At 69.3% G+C, this 19,903-nt stretch carries 18 protein-coding genes, 1 tRNA gene and 2 pseudogenes; 11 read left to right on the top strand and 10 right to left on the bottom strand.

Annotated elements, in window-relative coordinates; translation table 11 throughout:
* Positions 1 to 312: 312 nt before the first annotated feature.
* A complete protein-coding gene (locus ACIPSJ_RS19535) occupies positions 313 to 1,458 on the top strand; it encodes a DNA cytosine methyltransferase (protein WP_401347220.1) in 1,146 nt (381 codons plus the stop codon).
* 43 nt (positions 1,459 to 1,501) lie between these two features.
* Here the strand turns inward: ACIPSJ_RS19535 and ACIPSJ_RS19540 are convergent, their stop codons facing one another.
* Positions 1,502 to 1,759 (bottom strand): DUF397 domain-containing protein, encoded by a 258-nt coding sequence (locus ACIPSJ_RS19540; RefSeq protein ID WP_401347221.1) that lies wholly within the window; start codon positions 1,757 to 1,759, stop codon positions 1,502 to 1,504.
* Positions 1,756 to 2,266, bottom strand: a pseudogene (locus ACIPSJ_RS19545) (DUF5753 domain-containing protein). Before ACIPSJ_RS19545 ends, ACIPSJ_RS19540 begins: the two are co-directional and overlap by 4 nt.
* 152 nt (positions 2,267 to 2,418) lie before the next feature.
* On the opposite strand from ACIPSJ_RS19545, the pseudogene ACIPSJ_RS19550 reads away from it, so the two are divergent.
* A pseudogene (locus tag ACIPSJ_RS19550) lies at positions 2,419 to 3,578 on the top strand (IS3 family transposase).
* 598 nt (positions 3,579 to 4,176) lie between these two features.
* On the opposite strand, the gene ACIPSJ_RS19555 reads toward ACIPSJ_RS19550, so the two are convergent.
* From ACIPSJ_RS19555 to ACIPSJ_RS19565, 3 genes are all read right to left on the bottom strand, one after another.
* Positions 4,177 to 4,250, bottom strand: a tRNA-Pro gene (locus ACIPSJ_RS19555).
* Positions 4,251 to 4,324: 74 nt separating this feature from the next.
* Positions 4,325 to 5,083, bottom strand: coding sequence for a Pr6Pr family membrane protein (locus ACIPSJ_RS19560; RefSeq protein ID WP_401347224.1), 759 nt, complete (start codon positions 5,081 to 5,083; stop codon positions 4,325 to 4,327).
* A gap of 55 nt (positions 5,084 to 5,138) precedes the next feature.
* On the bottom strand, positions 5,139 to 6,065 hold the full coding sequence (locus tag ACIPSJ_RS19565) for a metallophosphoesterase (RefSeq protein ID WP_355712574.1): 927 nt from the start codon (positions 6,063 to 6,065) through the stop codon (positions 5,139 to 5,141).
* Positions 6,066 to 6,182: 117 nt separating this feature from the next.
* Between ACIPSJ_RS19565 and ACIPSJ_RS19570 the strand changes: the two genes are divergently transcribed.
* The gene (locus tag ACIPSJ_RS19570; RefSeq protein WP_355712572.1) at positions 6,183 to 6,650 is read left to right on the top strand and encodes a GatB/YqeY domain-containing protein; all 468 of its coding nucleotides are present in this window, start codon (positions 6,183 to 6,185) and stop codon (positions 6,648 to 6,650) included.
* Between the two features lie 153 nt (positions 6,651 to 6,803).
* Here ACIPSJ_RS19570 and ACIPSJ_RS19575 read toward each other — a convergent pair whose 3' ends face one another.
* Positions 6,804 to 9,083, bottom strand: a complete 2,280-nt coding sequence (locus ACIPSJ_RS19575) for a transglycosylase domain-containing protein (protein WP_359206158.1) — start codon at positions 9,081 to 9,083, stop codon at positions 6,804 to 6,806.
* Between the two features lie 538 nt (positions 9,084 to 9,621).
* On the opposite strand from ACIPSJ_RS19575, the gene wblA reads away from it, so the two are divergent.
* Positions 9,622 to 9,960: a transcriptional regulator WblA gene (gene wblA, locus ACIPSJ_RS19580; RefSeq protein ID WP_063777071.1), complete on the top strand. Its 339-nt coding sequence runs from the start codon at positions 9,622 to 9,624 to the stop codon at positions 9,958 to 9,960.
* Between the two features lie 29 nt (positions 9,961 to 9,989).
* Here wblA and ACIPSJ_RS19585 read toward each other — a convergent pair whose 3' ends face one another.
* Together ACIPSJ_RS19585 and ACIPSJ_RS19590 are read right to left on the bottom strand one after the other, a co-directional pair.
* Positions 9,990 to 11,459, bottom strand: coding sequence for an ArsA family ATPase (locus ACIPSJ_RS19585; RefSeq protein WP_401347227.1), 1,470 nt, complete (start codon positions 11,457 to 11,459; stop codon positions 9,990 to 9,992).
* Complete coding sequence (locus ACIPSJ_RS19590) at positions 11,456 to 12,433, bottom strand: ArsA-related P-loop ATPase (RefSeq protein ID WP_355712562.1); 978 nt, start codon at positions 12,431 to 12,433, stop codon at positions 11,456 to 11,458. Before ACIPSJ_RS19590 ends, ACIPSJ_RS19585 begins: the two co-directional genes overlap by 4 nt.
* Before the next feature lie 107 nt (positions 12,434 to 12,540).
* Here ACIPSJ_RS19590 and ACIPSJ_RS19595 point away from each other — a divergent pair, with 107 nt between their 5' ends.
* The 4 genes from ACIPSJ_RS19595 to ACIPSJ_RS19610 are packed head-to-tail and all read left to right on the top strand — an operon-like array spanning position 12,541 to position 14,923.
* Complete coding sequence (locus ACIPSJ_RS19595) at positions 12,541 to 12,696, top strand: DUF4177 domain-containing protein (protein ID WP_355712560.1); 156 nt, start codon at positions 12,541 to 12,543, stop codon at positions 12,694 to 12,696.
* Positions 12,696 to 13,160 (top strand): RidA family protein, encoded by a 465-nt coding sequence (locus ACIPSJ_RS19600; RefSeq protein WP_359206153.1) that lies wholly within the window; start codon positions 12,696 to 12,698, stop codon positions 13,158 to 13,160. The genes ACIPSJ_RS19595 and ACIPSJ_RS19600 overlap by 1 nt, the downstream gene beginning before the upstream one ends.
* 57 nt (positions 13,161 to 13,217) lie before the next feature.
* Positions 13,218 to 14,096, top strand: coding sequence for an NUDIX hydrolase (locus ACIPSJ_RS19605; RefSeq protein ID WP_359206151.1), 879 nt, complete (start codon positions 13,218 to 13,220; stop codon positions 14,094 to 14,096).
* Positions 14,093 to 14,923, top strand: a complete 831-nt coding sequence (locus ACIPSJ_RS19610; RefSeq protein ID WP_359206149.1) for an MBL fold metallo-hydrolase — start codon at positions 14,093 to 14,095, stop codon at positions 14,921 to 14,923. The genes ACIPSJ_RS19605 and ACIPSJ_RS19610 overlap by 4 nt, the downstream gene beginning before the upstream one ends.
* On the opposite strand, the gene ACIPSJ_RS19615 is transcribed toward ACIPSJ_RS19610, so the two are convergent.
* Both ACIPSJ_RS19615 and ACIPSJ_RS19620 read right to left on the bottom strand, forming a co-directional pair.
* The gene (locus ACIPSJ_RS19615) at positions 14,920 to 15,750 is read right to left on the bottom strand and encodes a nucleotidyltransferase domain-containing protein (RefSeq protein WP_359206148.1); all 831 of its coding nucleotides are present in this window, start codon (positions 15,748 to 15,750) and stop codon (positions 14,920 to 14,922) included. The two genes, ACIPSJ_RS19610 and ACIPSJ_RS19615, sit on opposite strands and share 4 nt — an antisense overlap.
* Before the next feature lie 87 nt (positions 15,751 to 15,837).
* Positions 15,838 to 16,512, bottom strand: a complete 675-nt coding sequence (locus ACIPSJ_RS19620) for a Crp/Fnr family transcriptional regulator (RefSeq protein WP_018547939.1) — start codon at positions 16,510 to 16,512, stop codon at positions 15,838 to 15,840.
* Positions 16,513 to 16,787: 275 nt separating this feature from the next.
* Here ACIPSJ_RS19620 and nth point away from each other — a divergent pair, with 275 nt between their 5' ends.
* The 3 genes from nth (at position 16,788) to ACIPSJ_RS19635 (ending at position 19,900) form a co-directional block, all read left to right on the top strand.
* Positions 16,788 to 17,873 carry an endonuclease III gene (gene nth, locus ACIPSJ_RS19625; protein ID WP_401347233.1) on the top strand — a complete coding sequence of 362 codons (1,086 nt, stop codon included), beginning with the start codon at positions 16,788 to 16,790 and terminating at the stop codon, positions 17,871 to 17,873.
* An 82-nt stretch (positions 17,874 to 17,955) separates the two neighbouring features.
* Positions 17,956 to 18,687 (top strand): CoA pyrophosphatase, encoded by a 732-nt coding sequence (locus ACIPSJ_RS19630; RefSeq protein ID WP_359206144.1) that lies wholly within the window; start codon positions 17,956 to 17,958, stop codon positions 18,685 to 18,687.
* A gap of 13 nt (positions 18,688 to 18,700) precedes the next feature.
* A complete protein-coding gene (locus ACIPSJ_RS19635) occupies positions 18,701 to 19,900 on the top strand; it encodes a MarP family serine protease (RefSeq protein ID WP_359206142.1) in 1,200 nt (399 codons plus the stop codon).
* The last annotated feature ends 3 nt before the right edge of the window (positions 19,901 to 19,903 follow it).

The following is a 19,903-nucleotide window of genomic DNA, read 5'->3' on the forward strand; positions in this document are numbered from 1 at the left end:
CGTTGAGGAAGCGCGGGACGTCGGCCTTGTCGATGCTGTGGTAGCAACAGCGTGGCATCTGATGGCCGTTGATGAGCTCGTTCAGGGGCCCGTGATGCCGGAAGGAGAGGCGTAGAACCGTAGCGATCGGCACGTCAGGCGGCACTTAGGTATCGGTCTACCGCGCGTGCCCACTCTTGATCGAGTACGATTACCGCTCGTTCCGCCGGTTCTACAAGCAAGCGCAGATGGGGGTCACACGTGGGTGAGCGGTACCCCTTGCGGGCCAAGCGGCGGCCGAAGTTCGAGGAGGGTGTCGGCTCCCTGCGAGTCGTGGATCTCTTCGCCGGCTGCGGCGGCCTCACCCTCGGTATTGCCCAGGCAGCCCACAAGCATGACGTCTCGCTCGACGTTCGTCTCGCAGTTGACTTCGAGGCAGCTCCCACCAAGGTCTTCAAGGCTAACTTTCCCACGGCCAACGTCCAGCAGGGAACCGTCGAATCCTACTTCGACGGTGACCTTGGCGCCTCGTTGACCGCTCGGGAGAACGAGACTCTCTCCATGGTGGGTGAGGTGGAGCTCCTGATCGGCGGACCGCCGTGTCAGGGGCACAGTAACCTCAACAACCACACACGCCGCGATGATCCCAAGAACCGGCTGTACCTGCGTATGGCTCGCGCCGCAGAGGTTCTGCGCCCCAGCGTAGTCGTCATCGAGAACGTGCTGGCCGTTGTCAATGACAAGCAGCAGGTGGTCTCTCGCGCCATCTTTCACCTTAGGAAGCTTGGATACGATGTCGCCACTAGTCGTATCGACCTACTCAAACTCGGGGTCGCCCAGACGCGCAAGCGCCACATACTGCTGGCCGTCCGCGAAGACGCGCTGCCTTTTGGGTATTCGGCGGCTGACCTGCTGCAGATCGAAGACCACAAGGCCACGCCTCATGACCTGCGTTGGGCGATCGACGACCTGCTCGACGTTCGACCGAAGTCATTCTTCGATGAAGCTGCCGTACCCAACCCGGACAACGAACGGCGTATGAAGTATCTCTTCGAGAACGACGAGCACAATCTGCCGAACGAAGAGCGCCCCGAATGTCATCAGGGTAAACATAATTACACCTCAATGTATGGCCGTTTGTGGTGGGATCGTCCTTCTCAGACCATTACCAGCGGTTTCGCGACGATGGGTCGCGGGCGGTTTGTCCATCCTGGTGTCCCCCGATGTCTGACCGCCCATGAGGCCGCGCGTATCCAGGGCTTCCCGGACTATTTCAAGTTCGTCGACGAGAGGGTCAAGCCTCGCTACGAGCTGACTCGCACCGAGGTTCAGGTCATCATCGGCAACGCCGTACCTCCGCCTCTGACCGAGGCGCTGACCTCCAGGCTCTTCGACGCTGACGTTTTGCATGCGAAGGACGACGCTCCCGGGCTGCTTGAGGACGACTACGCCGCTTCTGCTGTTGACCTTGCCTGCTGAGCCTGCAACGGGCTGATTCTGTCCGAGGGGAGTGTCTTTTTCCTCAGCCCCAATGCTCACTGTTGGATCCGCTAGCGATTCCGGTGACCAGCGCACGCATCGCCGCCATCGAGAAGAGCAACGGCCCACGGCTGATGTCCTTGGAGTCGCGCACTGCGGCTCGCTCGCCCAGTTCCGCAACTTCCACACAGTCGTTCGCACCCCCGCTGTATGAGCTCCTGCGCCACTGCGCGTGCGCGAGATCGACGCAGTGTGAGGCTGTTGTGACGTTGTGCGAGGCGGCTGTGCTGGGCGTGCTCACTCTTCGAGCTCCTTGCTGATGCGTGCGATGCGGGTGCGGGTCTCCGACGGGTCGAGGGCGCTTTCCCTCAACTGATCGAAGATGTCCGTGTAGTTGTCCACGTCCTCAGGGGACTCCAGATACACGGAGTTCTTGGGGTTCTCCAGCCACACCAGGTCCGGCGTGGGATTGCGGGAAGGCCAAGATGACGAACGGGCCGTACAGCCCGGGATGCGCGCCGAGTGAGAAGGGCAGCAGCTGCACGGTGACGTTCGACTGTTCGCTCGCCTCCACCAGTTTCTGTAGCTGGTCGCGCATCACTTCTGCAGAGCCGACCGTCCTGCGGAGCACGGCTTCGTCGAGGATCGCCCAGAGTCTGGCGGGGGCCTCGCCACCCAGGCGGCTGTTCTGCCGCTCCAGGCGGACCCTGACCAGGGACTCGACTTGCGGCGGGGACAGGTCCTTCCTCATCTGGGAGATCACGGCACGTGCGTAGTCCTCGGTCTGGAGCAGCCCTGGCACGAGCATCGGTTGGTAGCTGGCGAGGTGCGTCGCGCCGGCCTCCAGTGCGAGGTACCCGTCGGGTCTGCCGCACGATCGGGTGACATCTTGACCTGCCTCACCTCTGGGGTTCCAGTTCTGGTGGCTAACTGACAGCCCTTCACGGAAGGCTGGCAGTCATGCCTCGTCCCTATCCTCCGGAGTTCCGGGCGCGCGCCATCGCGCTGATCCGCGCCGGCAAGCAGGCCAGACAGACAGCGGTGGAGCTCGGCATCCATCCCGTCACGTTGTCGAAGTGGTTGCGGCAGGACGACATCGACAACGGGCGGCGACCGGGAACCCCGTCGAGCGAGTCTGCTGAGTTGCGGGCCGCGCGTCGGCGGATCCGAGAGCTGGAAACCGAGCTGGCGATCGTCCGGCAGACGGCGAAGTTCCTCGGCGAGGACAAGCCCCGCCCAAAAGGCTCTACCCGGTGATCGACCGACTCGTCGATGCCGGGGCACCGGTCGACAGGTGCTGCCGGATCCTTGGTGTCGCCCGGCAGAACTACTACAAGCACAAGCGCACACCGACCACTCCACGGCGGCTACGGCGGGACTGGCTGACCGGGCTGATCCGAGAGGTCCACGTCGCTTCCCGCGGCACCTACGGCTACCGCCGCGTCCACGCCGAACTCACCCTGGGCATGGGCATCCGGGTCTGCTCCAGGACCGTGTCGGTACTGATGACACAGGCCGGGATCCACGGACTGCCCGGACCGGTGCGCATCAAGCGGCTGCGTGGCATCGTCACCGCCGAGGACCTGGTCAATCGCAAGTTCCATCGGCTGCGTCCCGACGAGCTGTGGGTCACCGACATCACCCAGCACCGCACCAGGGAAGGGTGGGTGTACTGCGCGGCGGTCCTGGACGCGTTCAGCCGCAGGATCGTGGGCTGGTCCATCGACTCACGGCAGGACTCCACCCTCGTGGTCAACGCGCTGGACATGGCCATCCGCAACCGCCGCCCCGAGCCGGGCGGGATCGTTCACGCCGATCACGGCACCCAGTTCACCTCCTGGGTCTTCGGGGAGCGGATCCGCTCCGCCGGCCTCCTGCCGTCGTTCGGCACCGTCGGGGACGGCCTGGACAACGCGATGATGGAGTCGTTCTGGTCCTCGATGCAGATCGAGCTGCTCAACCGCAAACGCTGGAAGACCCGGGTCGAACTGGCCAACGCGATCTTCGAGTTCATCGAGATCTTCTACAACCGCCAGAGACGACACTCGGCACTGGGCTACCGCGCCCCCATCGAGTACGAACTACTCTCCGAGAACGACACCACCCCAGCTGCCGGTTAGCCACCGAGCCTGGAGCCCAAACGGTGGGGCAGGTCAACCTGTCACCCCAACCTGCATCAGACCCGGGACGGGGCCGTGACTTGCTTCTGTGGTGGCGGGGCCGGTCGTGCTCGCTGGTCGGAGTCCGTTGACCGTTGCCTGCGCTGAGTTGGTTCCGGCCGGTCCGGGTGATGGCCGTGTTCCAGGTAGAAGCGCCCCGCGTCAGTGATCTCCGCTTGCCACTTCCCATCCTGCTTGGGCATGGTGATCAGGCGCCGCTCCTTCAGCGCGCGGGCGGTGAGAGCGAACTCGGGGCTGTCCGACGTCACGGGGTCGGCTCCGCCCCCGATGCGGGTGAGGAGTGCGAGCTGCCGGTCATTTAACGGAGACCATCGGTGCATGTCGATCGTCGTACCGTTTGTTGTCTCCTCGGCACAAGCTGTGGGGAGGACTCCTGCGGAGCGCGCGGCGCACTCGGAGGCGGAACATCTCTCGCTGGGAGCCGCCGGGGAGCCGCTCCTCGAAGTCGGCTCCCAAATGGCTCCCAAAACGGGGCCGCAAAGCAAATCAGGCCCGTTGCTGATCCCTCAGCAACGGGCCTGACCTGCTCTTTTGGCTGTCGGGGTGGCGGGATTTGAACCCACGACCTCTTCGTCCCGAACGAAGCGCGCTGCCAAGCTGCGCTACACCCCGGTGTCGCTGCTGTACTGCTTGTTGCGGCGACGTCGTTTACTTTAGCCCACTGGTGGCCGGAGACGAAATCCGGTTTAGGGGCGGCGGCCGACGGGGTTCGGGCGGGTGTGGTCGAGGGCTACGAGGAGGACCGCCAGGGCGTAGAAGGAGAGGCCGAGGAGGAGGGCGTTGGCGAGGGTGGCGCGGTAGGTGTGCTGCTCGGCGTCGAGGAAGGGGTAGAGGTAGCGGCCGGGCGTGCCGGGCAGGAGCAGTTCGGCTCGGGTGAGGTAGAAGGCCAGGTAGGCCAGGGGGCAGAGCATCCAGCCGGCCGTCTGGCGGAGGTGGAGGCGGGCGGGGGGCGTGAGGAAGAGCCAGTCCACCAGGGCCGCTGCGGGGGCCGCCGTATAGAGGAGTTGCAGGGCCAGCCACTGGGGGTGCCAGGGCACCGGAGGGTGTGCGGCGCCCGGCATGGAGAACGGGGGCGTCGTGTGGCCGAGGAGCAGGTGGTAGACCAGGGCCGAGATCAGCGCGTAGAGAAGTGCCGCGCCGGTCAGGGACGAGGACAGGGGGCGGGCCGCCTGCCAGGCGCGGCGGGCCGAGGCGAGGCTGACCAGGACCAGGAGCAGCGCCGCCTGGACTCCGAAGTAGCTCATGATCCGGCCCGGGCTGCCCAGCAGCAGCTCCAGGGCCACGCCCGCCGCGGCCAGCGCGGCGGTCACCAGGCGGAACACGGCGGTGACGGGGCGGCGGATCGGGGCCACCACCGCCGTCGCCGGAACGTATGCGGGCATCAGTACGGGCGTGCCCGGGACCGCGGGGAGGTCCGGGATGTCCCTGGGTATCGGGGCCGTCATGCCCTCAACGTAGAGAGGAGGGGCATATCCGGCATTTCGGTGTACGCCGGGTGGGTTACTCCCGGGCCACCAGCGTCAGCAGCGTCGCCTCCGGCGGGCACGCGAAGCGGACCGGCGTGTAGCGGTTGGTGCCGCAGCCGGCCGAGACATGGAGGTAGGAGGTGCGGCCGTCCGCCGTGTGCGTCGACAGGCCCTTCACCCGGTCCGCGTCCAGGTCGCAGTTGGTGACGAGGGCGCCGTAGAAGGGGATGCAGAGCTGGCCGCCGTGGGTGTGGCCGGCCAGGACCAGCGGGTAGCCGTCGGCGGTGAAGGCGTCCAGGACGCGCAGGTACGGGGCGTGCACGACGCCCATCGAGAAGTCCGCCGTACCGGACGGACCGCCCGCCACCTGCGGGTAGCGGTCGCGCTTGATGTGCGGGTCGTCCAGACCCGTCAGCTCGACCGAGACGCCCTCGATCTTCAGGACACCGCGGGTGTTCGTCAGGTTCAGCCAGCCCGCCCCGTCGAAGCCGTCCCGCAGGTCCTCCCACGGGTTGTGGATCACGCCGACGGCCGGCGGGTTGCCGTTCAGGCCGTGCTTGCCGCTCGCCTTCTCCACCAGGTAGCGGGCGGGGTTGCGGGGGACCGGGCCGTAGTAGTCGTTGGAGCCGAAGACGTACGCGCCCGGGAACTCCATCAGCGGGCCGAGCGCGTCGAGCACCTCCGGGACGCCCTCCGGGTCGGACAGGTTGTCGCCCGTGTTGAGTACGAAGTCCGGGCGCAGGCCCGCCAGCGACCGCAGCCAGCGCTGCTTCTTGCGCTGACCGCCGACCATGTGGATGTCGGAGACCTGGAGCACGCGCAGCGGGCGCATCCCCGGCGGGAGGACCGGGACCGTCACCCGGCGCAGACGGAACGAACGGACCTCGAAGCCGGCCGCGTACAACACACCGGCGGCGCCGAACGCCGCGATTCCCAGGGGTACTCCGTATCGAGCGCGCATACGACCATCGTGTCAGACCGGGAGCGGGGCCCGGGACCGCCCTGTCCCGCAGGCGTCCGACGGGCGGGGGCAAAAAGGGCGGGCGGTCGGCTTGCGGCACCTGCGACAATCGGTGTCATGACCACCACGCTCAAGTCGAAGCTGCACGACGACCTCAACGTCGCGATCAAGGGCCGCGACGAGCTCCGCTCGTCCACGCTCCGGATGACGCTCGCCGCGATCACCACCGAGGAGGTCGCGGGCAAGCAGAAGCGCGAGCTCTCCGACGACGAGGTGCTCAAGGTGATCGCCAAGGAGGCGAAGAAGCGCCGCGAGGCGGCCGAGGCCTTCGCACAGGGTGGCCGTGCCGAGAGCGCCGAGCGGGAGAAGGCGGAGGGCGCGGTCCTCGCCGAGTACCTGCCGAAGCAGCTCGACGACGCGGAGCTGGACGCGGTCGTCGCCCAGGCCGTCGCGGAGGCGAAGGCGGCGGGCGCCGAGGGCCCGCGGGCCATGGGCGCCGTGATGAAGATCGTGAACCCGAAGGTGGCCGGCCTGGCCGAGGGCGGCCGCGTCGCCGCCGCGGTCAAGAAGCACCTCCAGGGCTGAGAAGGCCCAAAGGCTGAGCAGACCCCCAAGTCTGCGCAGACCCCCAAGGCTCAGCAGACAGTACGACGGCGGGGCCGCACCTCTTTCCTCGAGGTGCGGCCCCGCCGTCGTACCGGAAACCGGAAGAGTGGCTCGGGCGCCGGAGGCCGGGGCTCAGCCCCGGCCGCCCCCGTTCCCGTTGTTCCCGCCGTTCCCGTTCCCCTGGATGAAGCCGTCGGGGAAGGAGAAGGTCGGGGTCGGGGTGGTGCCGCCGTCGGTGGAGCCGTCCGTCGTGCCGCCGTCGCTCGTGTCGCCGATGAGACCGCCGATCAGGCCACCCGTGTTGTCGCCGTTGCCGTTCCCGTCGTGCTTGCCGTTGTTGTCGTCGTCCGGGATGTCGACGAGGTTGAAGGACTCGTCCGACTTGCCCACCAGGGCGCCGGTCATGGCGTCCTTCCAGATCGGGCCGGGGGTGTCGGCGCCGTAGACCTCGGAGTGGTAGACGCCGCCGATGGTGATGTTGGTCATCTCGATGTTCTGCTTGGCGCTGCCGACCCAGACCGCGCCGGCGAGGTTCGGCGTGTAGCCGACGAACCAGGCGTTCTTGCGGGAGTCCGTCGTACCCGTCTTGCCGGCGCTCTCCCGGTCGTCCAGACCGGCCTGCTGACCGGTACCGGAGTCGATCACGCCGCGCAGCAGGGTGTTGATGGTGTCCGCGGTCTTCTCGCTCATCGCACGCGAGCAGGTCGACTTCGGGACGGCGAGGGACTTCTCCTCGTTGCCGACCTTCTGGGTGATCGACTCGATGGCGACCGGCGTGCAGTACATGCCGCGGTCGGCGAAGGTGGCGTACGCGCTCGCCATGGTCAGCGGCGAGAGGCCGATCGCGCCGAGGGCGATGGCCGGGGTCTGCGGGAGCTTCGAGCCGTCGCCCTGGTGGACGTGGAGCGCGTCCGTCATCTTGACCACCGGGCACAGGCCGATGTCGGAGATCAGCTGGACGAAGTAGGTGTTGATCGACTTCGCCATGGCCTTCTTCATGGCGTACGGCCCGACCTCGGACTCGTTCTCGTTCTCGACCTGCTCGCCCGTCGTGTTGACCCACTGCTTGCCGTCGCACTGCTGGACGGGGCTCGGGTAGTTCATCTTGTACGGCGACGAGTACTTCTGCGTCGCCGACTTGCCGCCCTCGATGGCGGCGGCGGCCACGAACGGCTTGAACGTCGAGCCCGTCGGGAAGCCGTAGTTGGAGCCGCCGTAGTCCCGGTCGACCGAGAAGTTGTACTCGGTCTCGTTCTTGCTGTAGCCGTACGGCTTCGACTGGCCCATCGCCAGGATCTTGCCGGAGCCGGGCTCCACGAGGGTGGCGGCCGCCGCGACCGAGTCGGACTTGTAGACGTGGTCCTTGATCGACGTCTGTACCGACTCCTGGGCCTGCGGGTCCAGCGTCGTACGGATGGTCAGACCGCCCTGGTTCCAGAGCTTGGCGCGCGCCTCGCGGGTCTTGCCGAAGACCGGGTCGGTGAGGAAGACGTTCTCGACGTACTTGCAGAAGAACCCGGCGCCCTTGACGGCGGTGATGCAGCCGTTCTTCGGCTGGGTGATCTTCAGCCCGAGCGGCTTCTCCTTGGCCTTGTCCGCCTCCGCCTGGGAGATGTCACCCAGCTGGGCCATGCGCTCCAGCACGACGTTGCGCCGCTTGGTGGCCTCGGCCTCGTCGTTGACCGGGTCGTAGCGGCTGGGCGACTGGACGATGCCGGCCAGCAGGGCGGACTGCTCCAGGGTCAGGTCCTTGGCGTGCTTGGAGAAGTACCGCTGGGAGGCGGCCTCGATGCCGTAGGCCTGCTCGCCGAAGAAGGTGATGTTCAGGTAGTTCTCGAGGATCTTCTTCTTGCCGAGCTTCTCCTCCAGCTGGATCGCGTACTTCAGCTCCTTGACCTTGCGGCCGAGGGTCTGCTGGGTGGCCTGGGCGACCTTCGTCGGGTCGTCGCCGGCCTCCTCGATGAAGTAGTTCTTCACCAGCTGCTGGGTGAGCGTGGACGCGCCCTGGGAGACCCCGCCGCTCTGCGCGTTCTTGTTCAGCGCGCGCAGCACGCCCTTCAGGTCGATGGCGCCGTGCTGGTAGTAGCGGGAGTCCTCGATCGCGACGATCGCCTTCTGCATGTACGGCGAGATGTCCTTGAGGTCCACCACCGTGCGGTCGCGGGAGTAGACCTGGGCGATCTGGTTGCCCTTGCTGTCGAGGATCGTGGTCCGCTGGCTGAGCTGCGGGCTCTTCAGGTTGGCCGGGATCTCGTCGAAGCCCTGGACCGAGCCCTTGGCCGCGAGGCCCAGGGCGCCGGCCGCGGGCAGCGCGATGCCCGCCATCACGGCTCCCGCGAGCACACTGACACCGAGGAACTTGGCGGCCTGCTGCGTGGTCGACAGACCACCGCCCGAGCGCTTCTTTGGCATGGGGGCAGCCTAATCCGTGGGGATGAGCATTCCGGGTGAGCGGGTGGCCCTCGGGATGTTCAAGTGCCGGATCGTGACATAGAGGGCGACACCGCGGACTGTGTCCCAGGGCACGACGACATGAACGGTCTACCTTGCCATTCGCCGGACACGCGTACAGGCCTTGGCCTAAGCTGCTCTCAACTGTCACAGCAGTGCGGCCACGTATCAATACGTCCGGCGACCCCGAATCGTTTCGGAACCCGACCACTTTTTTTCGGGTGATGTGTTGATGGCGCGTCCGAATCCGCCTCGTGTGTCACCAGGCGTCCGTTGTGGCGCACCACAGCTGTACCGGTTTGCCGGGATGATCACGCATGTCGCCAGCTCACTCCCGCGGGTGATCTGCCGCTTACCCATAGTCCGTTCGGGCCATTCAAGATTGGGCCCGAAGGGGGTGTTGCGCTGTGCCCACCTTCCGTAACGTCCTCAACTGGCGGCGGTGAATATGCCGCTGCCGCCGTGGGGGAGCCTCGATTCGGGAGAGGACGGCGCCGGTATGGGCTGGGTAACCGACTGGAGTGCGCAGGCTGCCTGCCGCACTACCGATCCGGATGAACTGTTCGTTCAGGGAGCAGCGCAGAACAGGGCCAAGGCGGTGTGCACCGGATGTCCGGTACGCACGGAATGCCTGGCCGATGCGCTGGACAATCGCGTCGAGTTCGGCGTGTGGGGAGGCATGACGGAGCGGGAGCGCCGCGCACTGCTGCGCAGGCGGCCCACCGTGACCTCCTGGCGTCGGCTCCTGGAAACAGCGCGCTCGGAGTACGAGCGGGGGACCGGAATCGTCCCCCTCGACAACGACGAGGTGTACGAGAACTACGCGGCCGTGAGCTAGACCGCACAGGTCAGCTGGACCGCACGGGTCTAGGGCAGCTCCGGCCGGCCGGCCGCGAGCCGGTCACCGATGTCCCGCAGTCCCGCGAGGTCATGTACGTCGCCGGGCAACGCGGCCACCTCCACCACGGCCACCTCGGGGTGGCGCGCGGTGAAGCGGTCACGTGTGCGCTGCTCGCGGGAGAGCAGCTGCATGCGCTCGGCATGCAGCCTCAGCAGGCCTGCGGTGAGCTGGTCGACGGTGCGATCCGGATCCTCTGGCGAGTCCGAGTCTTCTGACGGGTCCGGGTCTGCTGATGAGTCCGGTTCTTCTGACGAGGGGGATTCGTCAGTCCTGTCCGCGTGCCCTGACGAGGGGGATTCGTCGGGCCGGGACCCGGACGGCGCGGGCGCGGGTGATTCAGAACTCGCGGGTGATTCAGAACTGCCGTACGTGTCGGGAGAGTTACGAAGTCCAGCTTTCCCGCCACCCTGATCGACAATGCGGGGCTCTTCAAGATTTTCCGCGGCGGCGAGTGCCCGTTCGGCCGACAGCCGGTCGGCGTCGCTGCCGTGGACACGGTTGAGGACCAGCCCGACCAGCGGCATGTCCTCGGCGGCCAGCCGTTCCACGAAGTACGCGGCCTCCCGCAGCGCGTCCCGCTCGGGAGCCGCCACCACCAGGAACGCCGTACCGGGCGCCTGAAGCAGCTTGTACGTCGCGTCCGCGCGCGTGCGGAACCCGCCGAACGTCGTGTCCATCGCGGCCACGAACGTCTGGACGTCCTTCAGCAGTTGCCCGCCGAGCAGCTTGCCGAGGGTGCCGGTCATCATCGACATGCCGACGTTCAGGAAGGCCATGCCCGCGCGGCCGCCCAGTTTCGCCGGCGCGGTGAGCAGCCGGATCAGCTTGCCGTCCAGGAAGGAGCCGAGCCGTTTCGGCGCGTCGAGAAAGTCCAGCGCCGAGCGGGAGGGCGGGGTGTCGACCACGATCAGGTCCCACTCGTCCCGGGCCCGCAGCTGGCCCAGCTTCTCCATCGCCATGTACTCCTGCGTGCCCGCGAAGCCCGCCGAGAGCGACTGGTAGAAGGGGTTGGCCAGGATGACGGCCGCCCGCTCCGCGTCCGCGTGCGCCTCGACGACCTCGTCGAAGGTGCGCTTCATGTCGAGCATCATGGCGTGCAGTTCGCCGGTGCCGTCGGTGCCCTTCACCTTCCGCGGCACGTTGTCGAGCGAGTCGATGCCCATGGACTGCGCCAGTCGCCTGGCCGGGTCGATGGTGAGCACCACCACCTTGCGGCCGCGCTCGGCCGCCCGCAGGCCCAGCGCCGCCGCGGTGGTGGTCTTCCCGACCCCGCCCGAGCCGCAGCACACCACGATCCGGGTCGCCGGGTCGTCGAGCAGCGGGTCGACGTCGAGCGCGGGCGCGTGGGCCAGCCGCCGCGTGCCGTCCTGCGCCGGTTCCTGTGCCGACTTCTGTGCCGGTTTCCGCGCCGGGTCCTTTGCCCGTTCCGGAGTCATGACATCCCCTGTTCCCGCAGCTCGGTCGCGAGTTCGTACAGGCCCGCCAGGTCCATCCCCTCGGCGAGCAGCGGCAGTTCGTGCCGCTCCAGGTCCAGCTCGGCGAGGACCGCGCGCTGCTCGTGCTCCAGCGCGTACCGCTCGGCGTACTCGGCGGCCTGCCGCAGCAGCGGGTTCACCAGCTGCTCGGCCTTCCCGCCGCGCCGCGCCCCGCCGAGGCCCGCGGCCGACAGCGCCTGCGCGACGGCGGTACGCGGCACGGTCCGTACGAGTTCCAGGTCGGCCGCGTCCAACACCTCCGGCCGGACCATGTTCACGATGACCCGGCCCACCGGCAGCCGCGCGGCCCGCAGTTCGGCGATGCCGTCGGCGGTCTCCTGGACCGGCATCTCCTCCAGCAGGGTGACCAGGTGCACAGCCGTCTCCTTGGACTTGAGCACCCGCATCACGGCCTGCGCCTGATTGTGTATCGGGCCGATCTTCGCCAGCCCGGCCACCTCGTCGTTGACGTTCAGGAAGCGGGTGATGCGGCCGGTCGGCGGCGCGTCCATGACGACGTAGTCGTACACGAACCGGCCGGCCTTGTCCTTCCGGCGCACCGCCTCGCACGCCTTGCCGGTGAGGAGCACGTCCCGCAGGCCGGGCGCGACGGTGGTGGCGAAGTCGATCGCGCCGAGCTTCTTCAGTGCCCGGCCGGCCCCGCCGAGCTTGTAGAACATCTGGAGATAGTCCAGAAGGGCCAGTTCGGGATCGATGGCGAGGGCGAACACCTCGCCGCCGCCCGGCGCGACGGCGATCTTCCGCTCCTCGTAGGGCAACGCCTCCGTCTCGAAGAGCTGGGCGATGCCCTGCCGGCCCTCGACCTCCACGAGAAGCGTCCGCTTCCCCTCGGTCGCGAGGGCCAGCGCGATTGCGGCGGCGACCGTCGTCTTTCCGGTCCCGCCCTTGCCGCTGACGACCTGGAGCCTGCTCACGTCTTCGAGACTAACCAGTCGGCCCGACACTCACGCGGGAGGCTGTGGATAACCGCGCTCCCGGCCGCACGACTGTCCCGTGCGTCACAGCGGATAAAGTCGGCCACATGACCAAGTGGGAATACGTGACCGTACCGCTGCTCGTGCATGCCACGAAGCAGATTCTGGACAACTGGGGTCAGGACGGCTGGGAGCTCGTCCAGGTCGTGCCCGGGCCCAACCCCGAGCAGCTCGTCGCCTACCTGAAGCGGGTGAAGGAGTAGTGGGCGCGGTCGAGGCCAGGCTGGCCGAACTCGGTCTGTCCCTGCCGGCGGTCGTCCCGCCGCTCGCCGCCTACCAGCCGGCCGTGCGGTCGGGTGTGTACGTCTACACCTCCGGCCAGCTGCCGATGGTGGACGGCAAGCTGCCGGTCACCGGCAAGGTCGGCGCCGAGGTCACCGCGGAGGAGGCCAAGGAGCTCGCCCGCACCTGCGCGCTGAACGCCCTGGCCGCCGTGAAGTCCGTCGCCGGTGACCTGGACCGCGTCGCGCGCGTGGTGAAGGTCGTCGGCTTCGTGGCCTCCGCGAGCGACTTCACCGGCCAGCCCGGTGTGATCAACGGCGCCAGCGAACTGCTCGGCGAGGTCCTCGGCGAGAAGGGCGTGCACGCGCGGAGCGCGGTGGGCGTCGCGGTGCTCCCGCTGGACGCGCCGGTCGAGGTCGAGGTCCAGGTCGAGCTGCTGCCGTAACGGCGACGCCACGGGCCACCCCTCGAACATTCGCTCACCAAGGGATAGCCTCCGGTAATGGCCGATGGACAGTGGTATCCCCCCGAGTGGCCGGACCGCATCCGGGCGCACGCGGAGGGCACCCTCGTGCCGGTGACCCCGAAGCGCGCGGCCACCGTGCTGCTCCTGAAGGACACCCCGGACGGCTCCGTCGTCCACATGCTGCGCAGACGCGCCTCCATGGCCTTCGCCGGAGGCGCGTACGCGTATCCGGGCGGCGGCGTGGACCCGCGCGACGACGACCACCAGATCCGCTGGGCGGGCCCCACGCGCGCGTGGTGGGCCGAGCGGCTCGGCGTGGACGCGGCGGGCGCCCAGGCGATCGTCTGCGCGGCCGTGCGGGAGACGTACGAGGAGGCGGGCGTGCTCCTCGCGGGCCCGGCCGCCGACGCGGTGGTCGGGGACACCACCGGGGACGACTGGGAGGCCGACCGCGCCGCCCTCGTCGCCCGTGACCTGTCCTTCGCGGAGTTCCTGGACCGCCGGGGCCTGGTGCTCCGCTCGGACCTGCTGGGCGCCTGGACGCGCTGGATCACCCCGGAGTTCGAGACCCGCCGCTACGACACCTGGTTCTTCGTCGCCGCCCTGCCCGCGGGCCAGCGCACCCGCAACGCCTCCACGGAGGCCGACCGCACGGTGTGGATCCGCCCGGCCGAGGCCGCCGCCGGGTACGACAAGGGCGAGCTGCTGATGATGCCGCCCACCATCGCGACCCTGCGCCAGCTGACGCCGTACGCCACCGCCGCCGAGACGCTCGCGGCGGCGCCCGCGCGGGACATGACCCCGGTGCTGGCCCGCGCCCGTCTGGCGGCCGGGGAGATCGTCCTGACCTGGCCGGGGCACGAGGAGTTCACCAAGCACATACCGACCGCGCCCGGCGCAGGAGGCCCCGCATGACCGAGGCAGCAGCCCTTCCCGGCCAGCCCCGCGGCGGAGTCCTCTCGGGTCCCGCCACCGCGCGGGCGGTCAACGTGCTGGCGCCCAACGCCTCCGCGATGACCCTGGACGGCACCAACACCTGGATCGTCGCCGAGCCCGACTCCGACCTGGCCGTGGTGATCGACCCGGGCCCGCAGGACGACGACCACCTCCGCGCGGTCATCGACACGGCCGAGAAGACCGGCCGGCGCGTCGCGCTCACCCTCCTCACCCACGGCCACCCCGACCACGCCGAGGGCGCCGTCCGCTTCGCCGAACTGACCGGCACCCGCGTGCGCGCCCTCGACCCGGCGCTGCGCCTGGGCGACGAGGGCCTGGCGGCCGGTGACGTGATCACGACCGGCGGCCTGGAACTCCGGGTCGTGCCCACCCCCGGCCACACCGCCGACTCGCTCTGCTTCCACCTCCCGGCCGACCGCGCGGTCCTGACCGGCGACACCATCCTGGGGCGCGGCACGACGGTCGTGGCCCATCCGGACGGCCGGCTGGGCGACTACCTGGACTCGCTACGACGGCTGCGCTCGCTGACGGTCGACGACGGCGTCCGCACCGTCCTGCCGGGGCACGGTCCCGTCCTGGAGGACGCCCAGGGCGCCGTGGAGTTCTATCTGGCCCACCGCGCCCACCGGCTCGCCCAGGTCGAGACGGCCGTCGAGAACGGCCACCGCGACCCCGCCGACGTCGTCGCCCATGTCTACGCCGACGTGGACCGCTCCCTGTGGCCGGCGGCGGAACTGTCCGTGCGGGCCCAGCTGGAGTACCTCGGCGAGCACGGGCTGATCTAGGCCTCCTCGGCGGGCCTCGGGGCCTTCACGCCGTGCACGCGCGCGTACTCGGCGGCGAGCCAGGGGCCGAGGTCGTCGACGTACGTGCGCAGGACGGCACGGTCGCCGACCGGCTCGTAGCCCGACTCGGCCGCGCGGCGCAGCTGTTCGGCGCGCTCCGGGTAGTAGCCGGCGAACGCCTCGGCCATCTCCCGCAGATCGCTGGTCCAGCCGTTCCAGCGGGGCATGACGAGGGTGAACCCGGTGCGGACCAGATGCCGTGACATGAAGCGCACCAGGGGCCGCAGGGCCTCCTCGGTGTCCTCGGCGGCCGCGATCCGGTCCCGCCAGCGCGGCAGGAACCGGGCCAGGTCGCCGTTGGTCTCGCGGGCGAGCAGGGAGTCGGGGCGGTAGCGGGGCAGGAACTCGGCGAGGTCCTCGCCGAGCAGCGGGGTGCACTGGCAGGCCACGAACCAGCCGATGTCGTACCGCTCCAGCTCGCTCAGCACCCGTGCCCGCGAGTAGAGCAGCGTCCCCACCCCGTCGATCTGCGGGAACTCCTTGTCGACGGCCTCCCCGAGGCCCCGGGCCGCCTCCCGGTCGGCGCCGGTCGGCTCGGCGCGCAGCACCGCCACCAGATCCAGGTCGCTACGCCCCACGCGCGCGGTGCCGCGCGGGATCGATCCGTAGAGGTAGGCGCTGTCCAGCCGCGCCCCGAAGGCGTCCAGCAGCCGGTCACGGGCGGCCGCGACGACGGGACGGAAGACGTCCGGCACGCGCGCGTGCGAGCCCTCGCGCTCGATGAAGCCCAGGGAGTCGAGCCCTCTGGAGGGAGCGGGTTCAGCCATGGGGCAACTGTGTCAAAGATCCGGACACGGCTCAGGGTTCCGCCCCATCGGGGGCGGAACCCTGAGCCGTACGGTCCGGTGCCGGTGTCAGCGCGAGCGCTTGGCCAGCCGCTCGACGTCCAGCAGGATCACGGCGCGCGCCTCCAGGCGCAGCCAGCCGCGCTGGGCGAAGTCCGCCAGCGCCTTGTTCACGGTCTCGCGGGACGCGCCGACCAGCTGGGCCAGCTCCTCCTGCGTGAGGTCGTGGACGACGTGGATGCCTTCCTCGGACTGCACGCCGAAGCGGCGGGAGAGGTCCAGCAGGGCGCGCGCGACACGGCCCGGCACATCGGAGAAGACCAGGTCGGACATGGCGTCGTTGGTCTTGCGCAGCCGTCGGGCGACCGCGCGCAGCAGGGCGGTGGCCACCTCCGGGCGGGCGTTCAGCCAGGGCTGGAGGTCGCCGTGGCCGAGGCCCAGCAGCTTGACCTCGGTCAGCGCGGTGGCGGTCGCCGTGCGCGGGCCCGGGTCGAACAGCGACAGCTCGCCGATCAGCTCGCCGGGGCCGACGACGGCGAGCATGTTCTCGCGGCCGTCGGGGGAGGTGCGGTGGAGCTTGACCTTGCCCTCGGTGACGACATAGAGCCGGTCGCCCGGGTCGCCCTCGTGGAACAGGGAGTCACCACGCGCGAGGGTCACCTCACTCATGGAGGCACGCAGCTCCGCGGACTGCTCGTCATCGAGCGCCGCGAAGAGCGGGTTGCGCCGCAGAACGTCGTCCACGAGTTCTCTCCTTGTCGACCTGCTCAGGGGATCTTGCTCCCCGTCGTACCAGGGGACCGTGCTCCCCATTTTGCCGGACGGTCCAAACAGTGTGATCTGTCACAAGGATGCCGCACAGGTGTGCCGAGGTAAGCGGCAGGGGTCCAATCGGGGGCTGATCTTCCGGGTCCGGGGCGGATGTCGGTGCCGGGCTTTAGGCTGGCCGGGTGTCCAAATCGCCGGTGAGAGCACAGGCCAAGGGGGCTGCGCGGGTGGTTGTACGTCGTGATTCCGCTGTGGGCGAACAGGGGTCCGATGCTGCCCCTGGCGCGCCGAAAAAGGCGACCAAAGCGGCGAAAGCCGTGAAGAAGGCCGCCGCCGAGAAGACCGCTGTGAAGAGGGCGGCGCCGGCGAAGAGCGCGGCGAAGAAGGCCGTGGCGAAGAAGGCGGCGCCGGCGAAGAAAACGGCGCCGGCCAAGAAGGCCGTGGCGAAGAAGACGGCGCCGGCGAAGAAAACGGCGCCGGCCAAGAAGACGGCGCCGGCGAAGAAGGCCGTGGCCAAGAAGGCCGCCGCCGAGAAGCCGAAAGCCGCGTGGAAGCCGGAGTCGCACACCGCTCTCGTCCGGCGGGCCCGGCGGATCGACCGCGAGCTCGGTGAGGTGTACCCGTACGCCCACCCCGAGCTGGACTTCGAGAACTCCTTCCAGCTGCTGGTCGCCACGGTGCTGTCCGCTCAGACCACCGACCTGCGCGTCAACCAGACCACCCCGACGCTGTTCGCGAGGTACCCCACCCCCGAGGACCTGTCCGCCGCCAACCCGGAGGAGGTCGAGGAGATCCTGCGGCCCTGCGGGTTCTTCCGGGCCAAGACCAAGTCGGTGATAGGGCTCTCCAAGGGGCTGGTGGAGCAGTTCGGCGGTGAGGTGCCGGGCCGGCTGGAGGACCTGGTCAAGCTTCCCGGTGTCGGCCGCAAGACCGCGTTCGTCGTGCTCGGCAACGCCTTCGGGCGCCCCGGGATCACCGTGGACACCCACTTCCAGCGCCTGGTCCGGCGGTGGCGGTGGACCGAGGAGACCGAGCCGGACAAGATCGAGGCGGCCGTGGGAGCGCTCTTCCCCAAGAGCGACTGGACCGACCTCTCGCACCACGTGATCTGGCACGGCCGCCGGATGTGCCACGCCCGCAAGCCCGCCTGCGGGGTCTGTCCCATCGCCCCGCTCTGCCCGGCCTACGGCGAGGGCGAGACCGACCCGGAGAAGGCGAGGAAGCTGCTGAAGTACGAGAAGGGCGGCTTCCCGGGGCAGCGCCTCAAGCCCCCGCAGGCCTATCTGGACGCGGGCGGCAGGCCGGCCCCGCCGCTGGGCGGCGTACAGGGGAAATGACCTAGGGACCTTCTGGGGGTCGAGTGACGGAACGATCAAGGGGCGCCCGGGCGTTGGACCGGGCAGGACGACGGGGGATGCCATGACACACACCGGCAAGGCGCATACCGACGCGCATATCGACGGGCGTGCCGACGGGCCACGGGCGAGCGCGGCGCTCAGCAAGAAGGACCTCCCGGGCTGGCTGGATCCGGTGGTGCGGGCCGCCGAGACGGTCAAGCCGCTCCAGCTGAGCCGCTTCCTGCCGCCGGAGAACGGCGCGGGACGGCAGTCGGCCGTGCTGATCCTGTTCGGGGAGGGCGCGACCGGCCCCGAGCTGCTGCTGATGGAGCGGGCCGGCTCGCTGCGCTCGCACGCCGGGCAGCCCTCCTTCCCCGGTGGCGCCCTCGACCCCGAGGACGGCGACCCGAAGGCCGACGGGCCGCTGCGGGCCGCTCTCCGCGAGGCCGAGGAGGAGACCGGGCTCGACCCGGCCGGGGTCCAGCTGTTCGGGGTGCTGCCCAAGCTGTACATCCCGGTCAGCAGCTTCGTCGTCACCCCGGTGCTGGGCTGGTGGCGCGAGCCGACCCCGGTGGGGGTGGTCGATCCGAACGAGACGGCACGGGTCTTCACGGTCCCCGTGGCGGATCTCACGAATCCGGCCAACCGGGCCACCGCGGTGCACCCGGCCGGCCACCGAGGTCCGGCATTCCTGGTCGAATCGACCCTGGTGTGGGGGTTCACGGCCGGGGTGATCGACCGGTTGCTGCACTACGCGGGATGGGAGCGCTCCTGGGACCGCGAGAAGCTGGTCCCGCTCGACTGGCGGTCATGACAGGGTGTCCACCGTGAATGTGCTGGACATCCTGTTGCTGGTCGCCGCCGTGTGGTTCGCGATCGTCGGCTACCGCCAGGGGTTCGTCGTCGGCATCCTGTCGGTGATCGGCTTCCTGGGCGGCGGACTCGTCGCCGTCTACGCCCTGCCCGTCATCTGGGACGCGGTGACCGACAACTCCGAGGTGGGCACGACCGCGGCGGTCGTCGCCGTGGTCGTCGTCATCGTCTGCGCCTCGGTCGGCCAGGCACTCACCACGCACCTGGGCAACAAGCTCCGCCGGTACATCACCTGGTCCCCCGCCCGCGCCCTGGACGCCACCGGCGGCGCGCTGGTCAACGTCCTCGCGATGCTGCTGGTGGCCTGGCTGATCGGCTCCGCCCTCGCGGGCACCACCCTGCCGACGCTCGGCAAGGAGGTCCGCAACTCCAAGGTGCTGCTCGGGGTCTCCAGAGCCCTGCCCAACCAGGCCGACACCTGGTTCGCGGACTTCTCCGCGGTCCTCGCCCAGAACGGCTTCCCGCAGGTCTTCAGCCCCTTCGCCAACGAACCGATCACCGACGTCTCACCGCCCGACCCGGCCCTCGCGAACAGCGTGGTCGCCACCACGGCCAAGCAGTCCATCGTCAAGGTGACCGGCACCGCGCAGAGCTGCGGCAAGATCCTGGAGGGCACCGGCTTCGTCTTCGCCGACCGCCGCGTCATGACCAACGCGCACGTGGTCGGCGGCGTCGACGAGCCCACCGTCCAGATCGGCGGCGAGGGCCGCAAGTACGACGCCAAGGTCGTCCTCTACGACTGGCAGCGCGACATCGCCGTACTGGACGTGCCCAACCTGCGGGCGAAGGCGCTGAAGTTCTCCGCCGCGGACGCGGACACCAACAACGGCGCGATCGTCGCCGGCTTCCCGGAGAACGGCTCGTACGACGTCCGTGCCGCCCGGGTGCGCGGCCGGATCACGGCCAACGGCCCGGACATCTACCACCGCGGCACCGTCCGCCGTGACGTCTACTCGCTGTACGCCACCGTCCGCCAGGGCAACTCCGGCGGCCCGCTGCTCACCCCCGAGGGCAAGGTGTACGGGGTCGTCTTCGCGAAGTCGCTGGACGACGCCGACACCGGTTACGCCCTCACGGCCGACGAGATCCAGGCGGACATCGCCCGGGGCCGTACCGCGAGTCAGCAGGTGGGCACCGACAGCTGCGCCCTCTAGAGC

The organism is Streptomyces sp. NPDC090088 (assembly GCF_044747345.1).
Lineage (GTDB): Bacteria > Actinomycetota > Actinomycetes > Streptomycetales > Streptomycetaceae > Streptomyces.

Bases quoted from the DNA above. Each gene is read 5' to 3' on its own strand.
- ACIPSJ_RS19560 (WP_401347224.1), bottom strand. From the start codon at position 5,083: ATGACGGCCCCGATACCCAGGGACATCCCGGACCTCCCCGCGGTCCCG.
- ACIPSJ_RS19565 (WP_355712574.1), bottom strand. From the start codon at position 6,065: ATGCGCGCTCGATACGGAGTACCCCTGGGAATCGCGGCGTTCGGCGCC.
- ACIPSJ_RS19570 (WP_355712572.1), top strand. From the start codon at position 6,183: ATGACCACCACGCTCAAGTCGAAGCTGCACGACGACCTCAACGTCGCG.
- ACIPSJ_RS19575 (WP_359206158.1), bottom strand. From the start codon at position 9,083: ATGCCAAAGAAGCGCTCGGGCGGTGGTCTGTCGACCACGCAGCAGGCC.
- wblA (WP_063777071.1), top strand. From the start codon at position 9,622: ATGGGCTGGGTAACCGACTGGAGTGCGCAGGCTGCCTGCCGCACTACC.
- ACIPSJ_RS19585 (WP_401347227.1), bottom strand. From the start codon at position 11,459: ATGACTCCGGAACGGGCAAAGGACCCGGCGCGGAAACCGGCACAGAAG.
- ACIPSJ_RS19595 (WP_355712560.1), top strand. From the start codon at position 12,541: ATGACCAAGTGGGAATACGTGACCGTACCGCTGCTCGTGCATGCCACG.
- ACIPSJ_RS19605 (WP_359206151.1), top strand. From the start codon at position 13,218: ATGGCCGATGGACAGTGGTATCCCCCCGAGTGGCCGGACCGCATCCGG.
- ACIPSJ_RS19610 (WP_359206149.1), top strand. From the start codon at position 14,093: ATGACCGAGGCAGCAGCCCTTCCCGGCCAGCCCCGCGGCGGAGTCCTC.
- ACIPSJ_RS19615 (WP_359206148.1), bottom strand. From the start codon at position 15,750: ATGGCTGAACCCGCTCCCTCCAGAGGGCTCGACTCCCTGGGCTTCATC.
- ACIPSJ_RS19630 (WP_359206144.1), top strand. From the start codon at position 17,956: ATGACACACACCGGCAAGGCGCATACCGACGCGCATATCGACGGGCGT.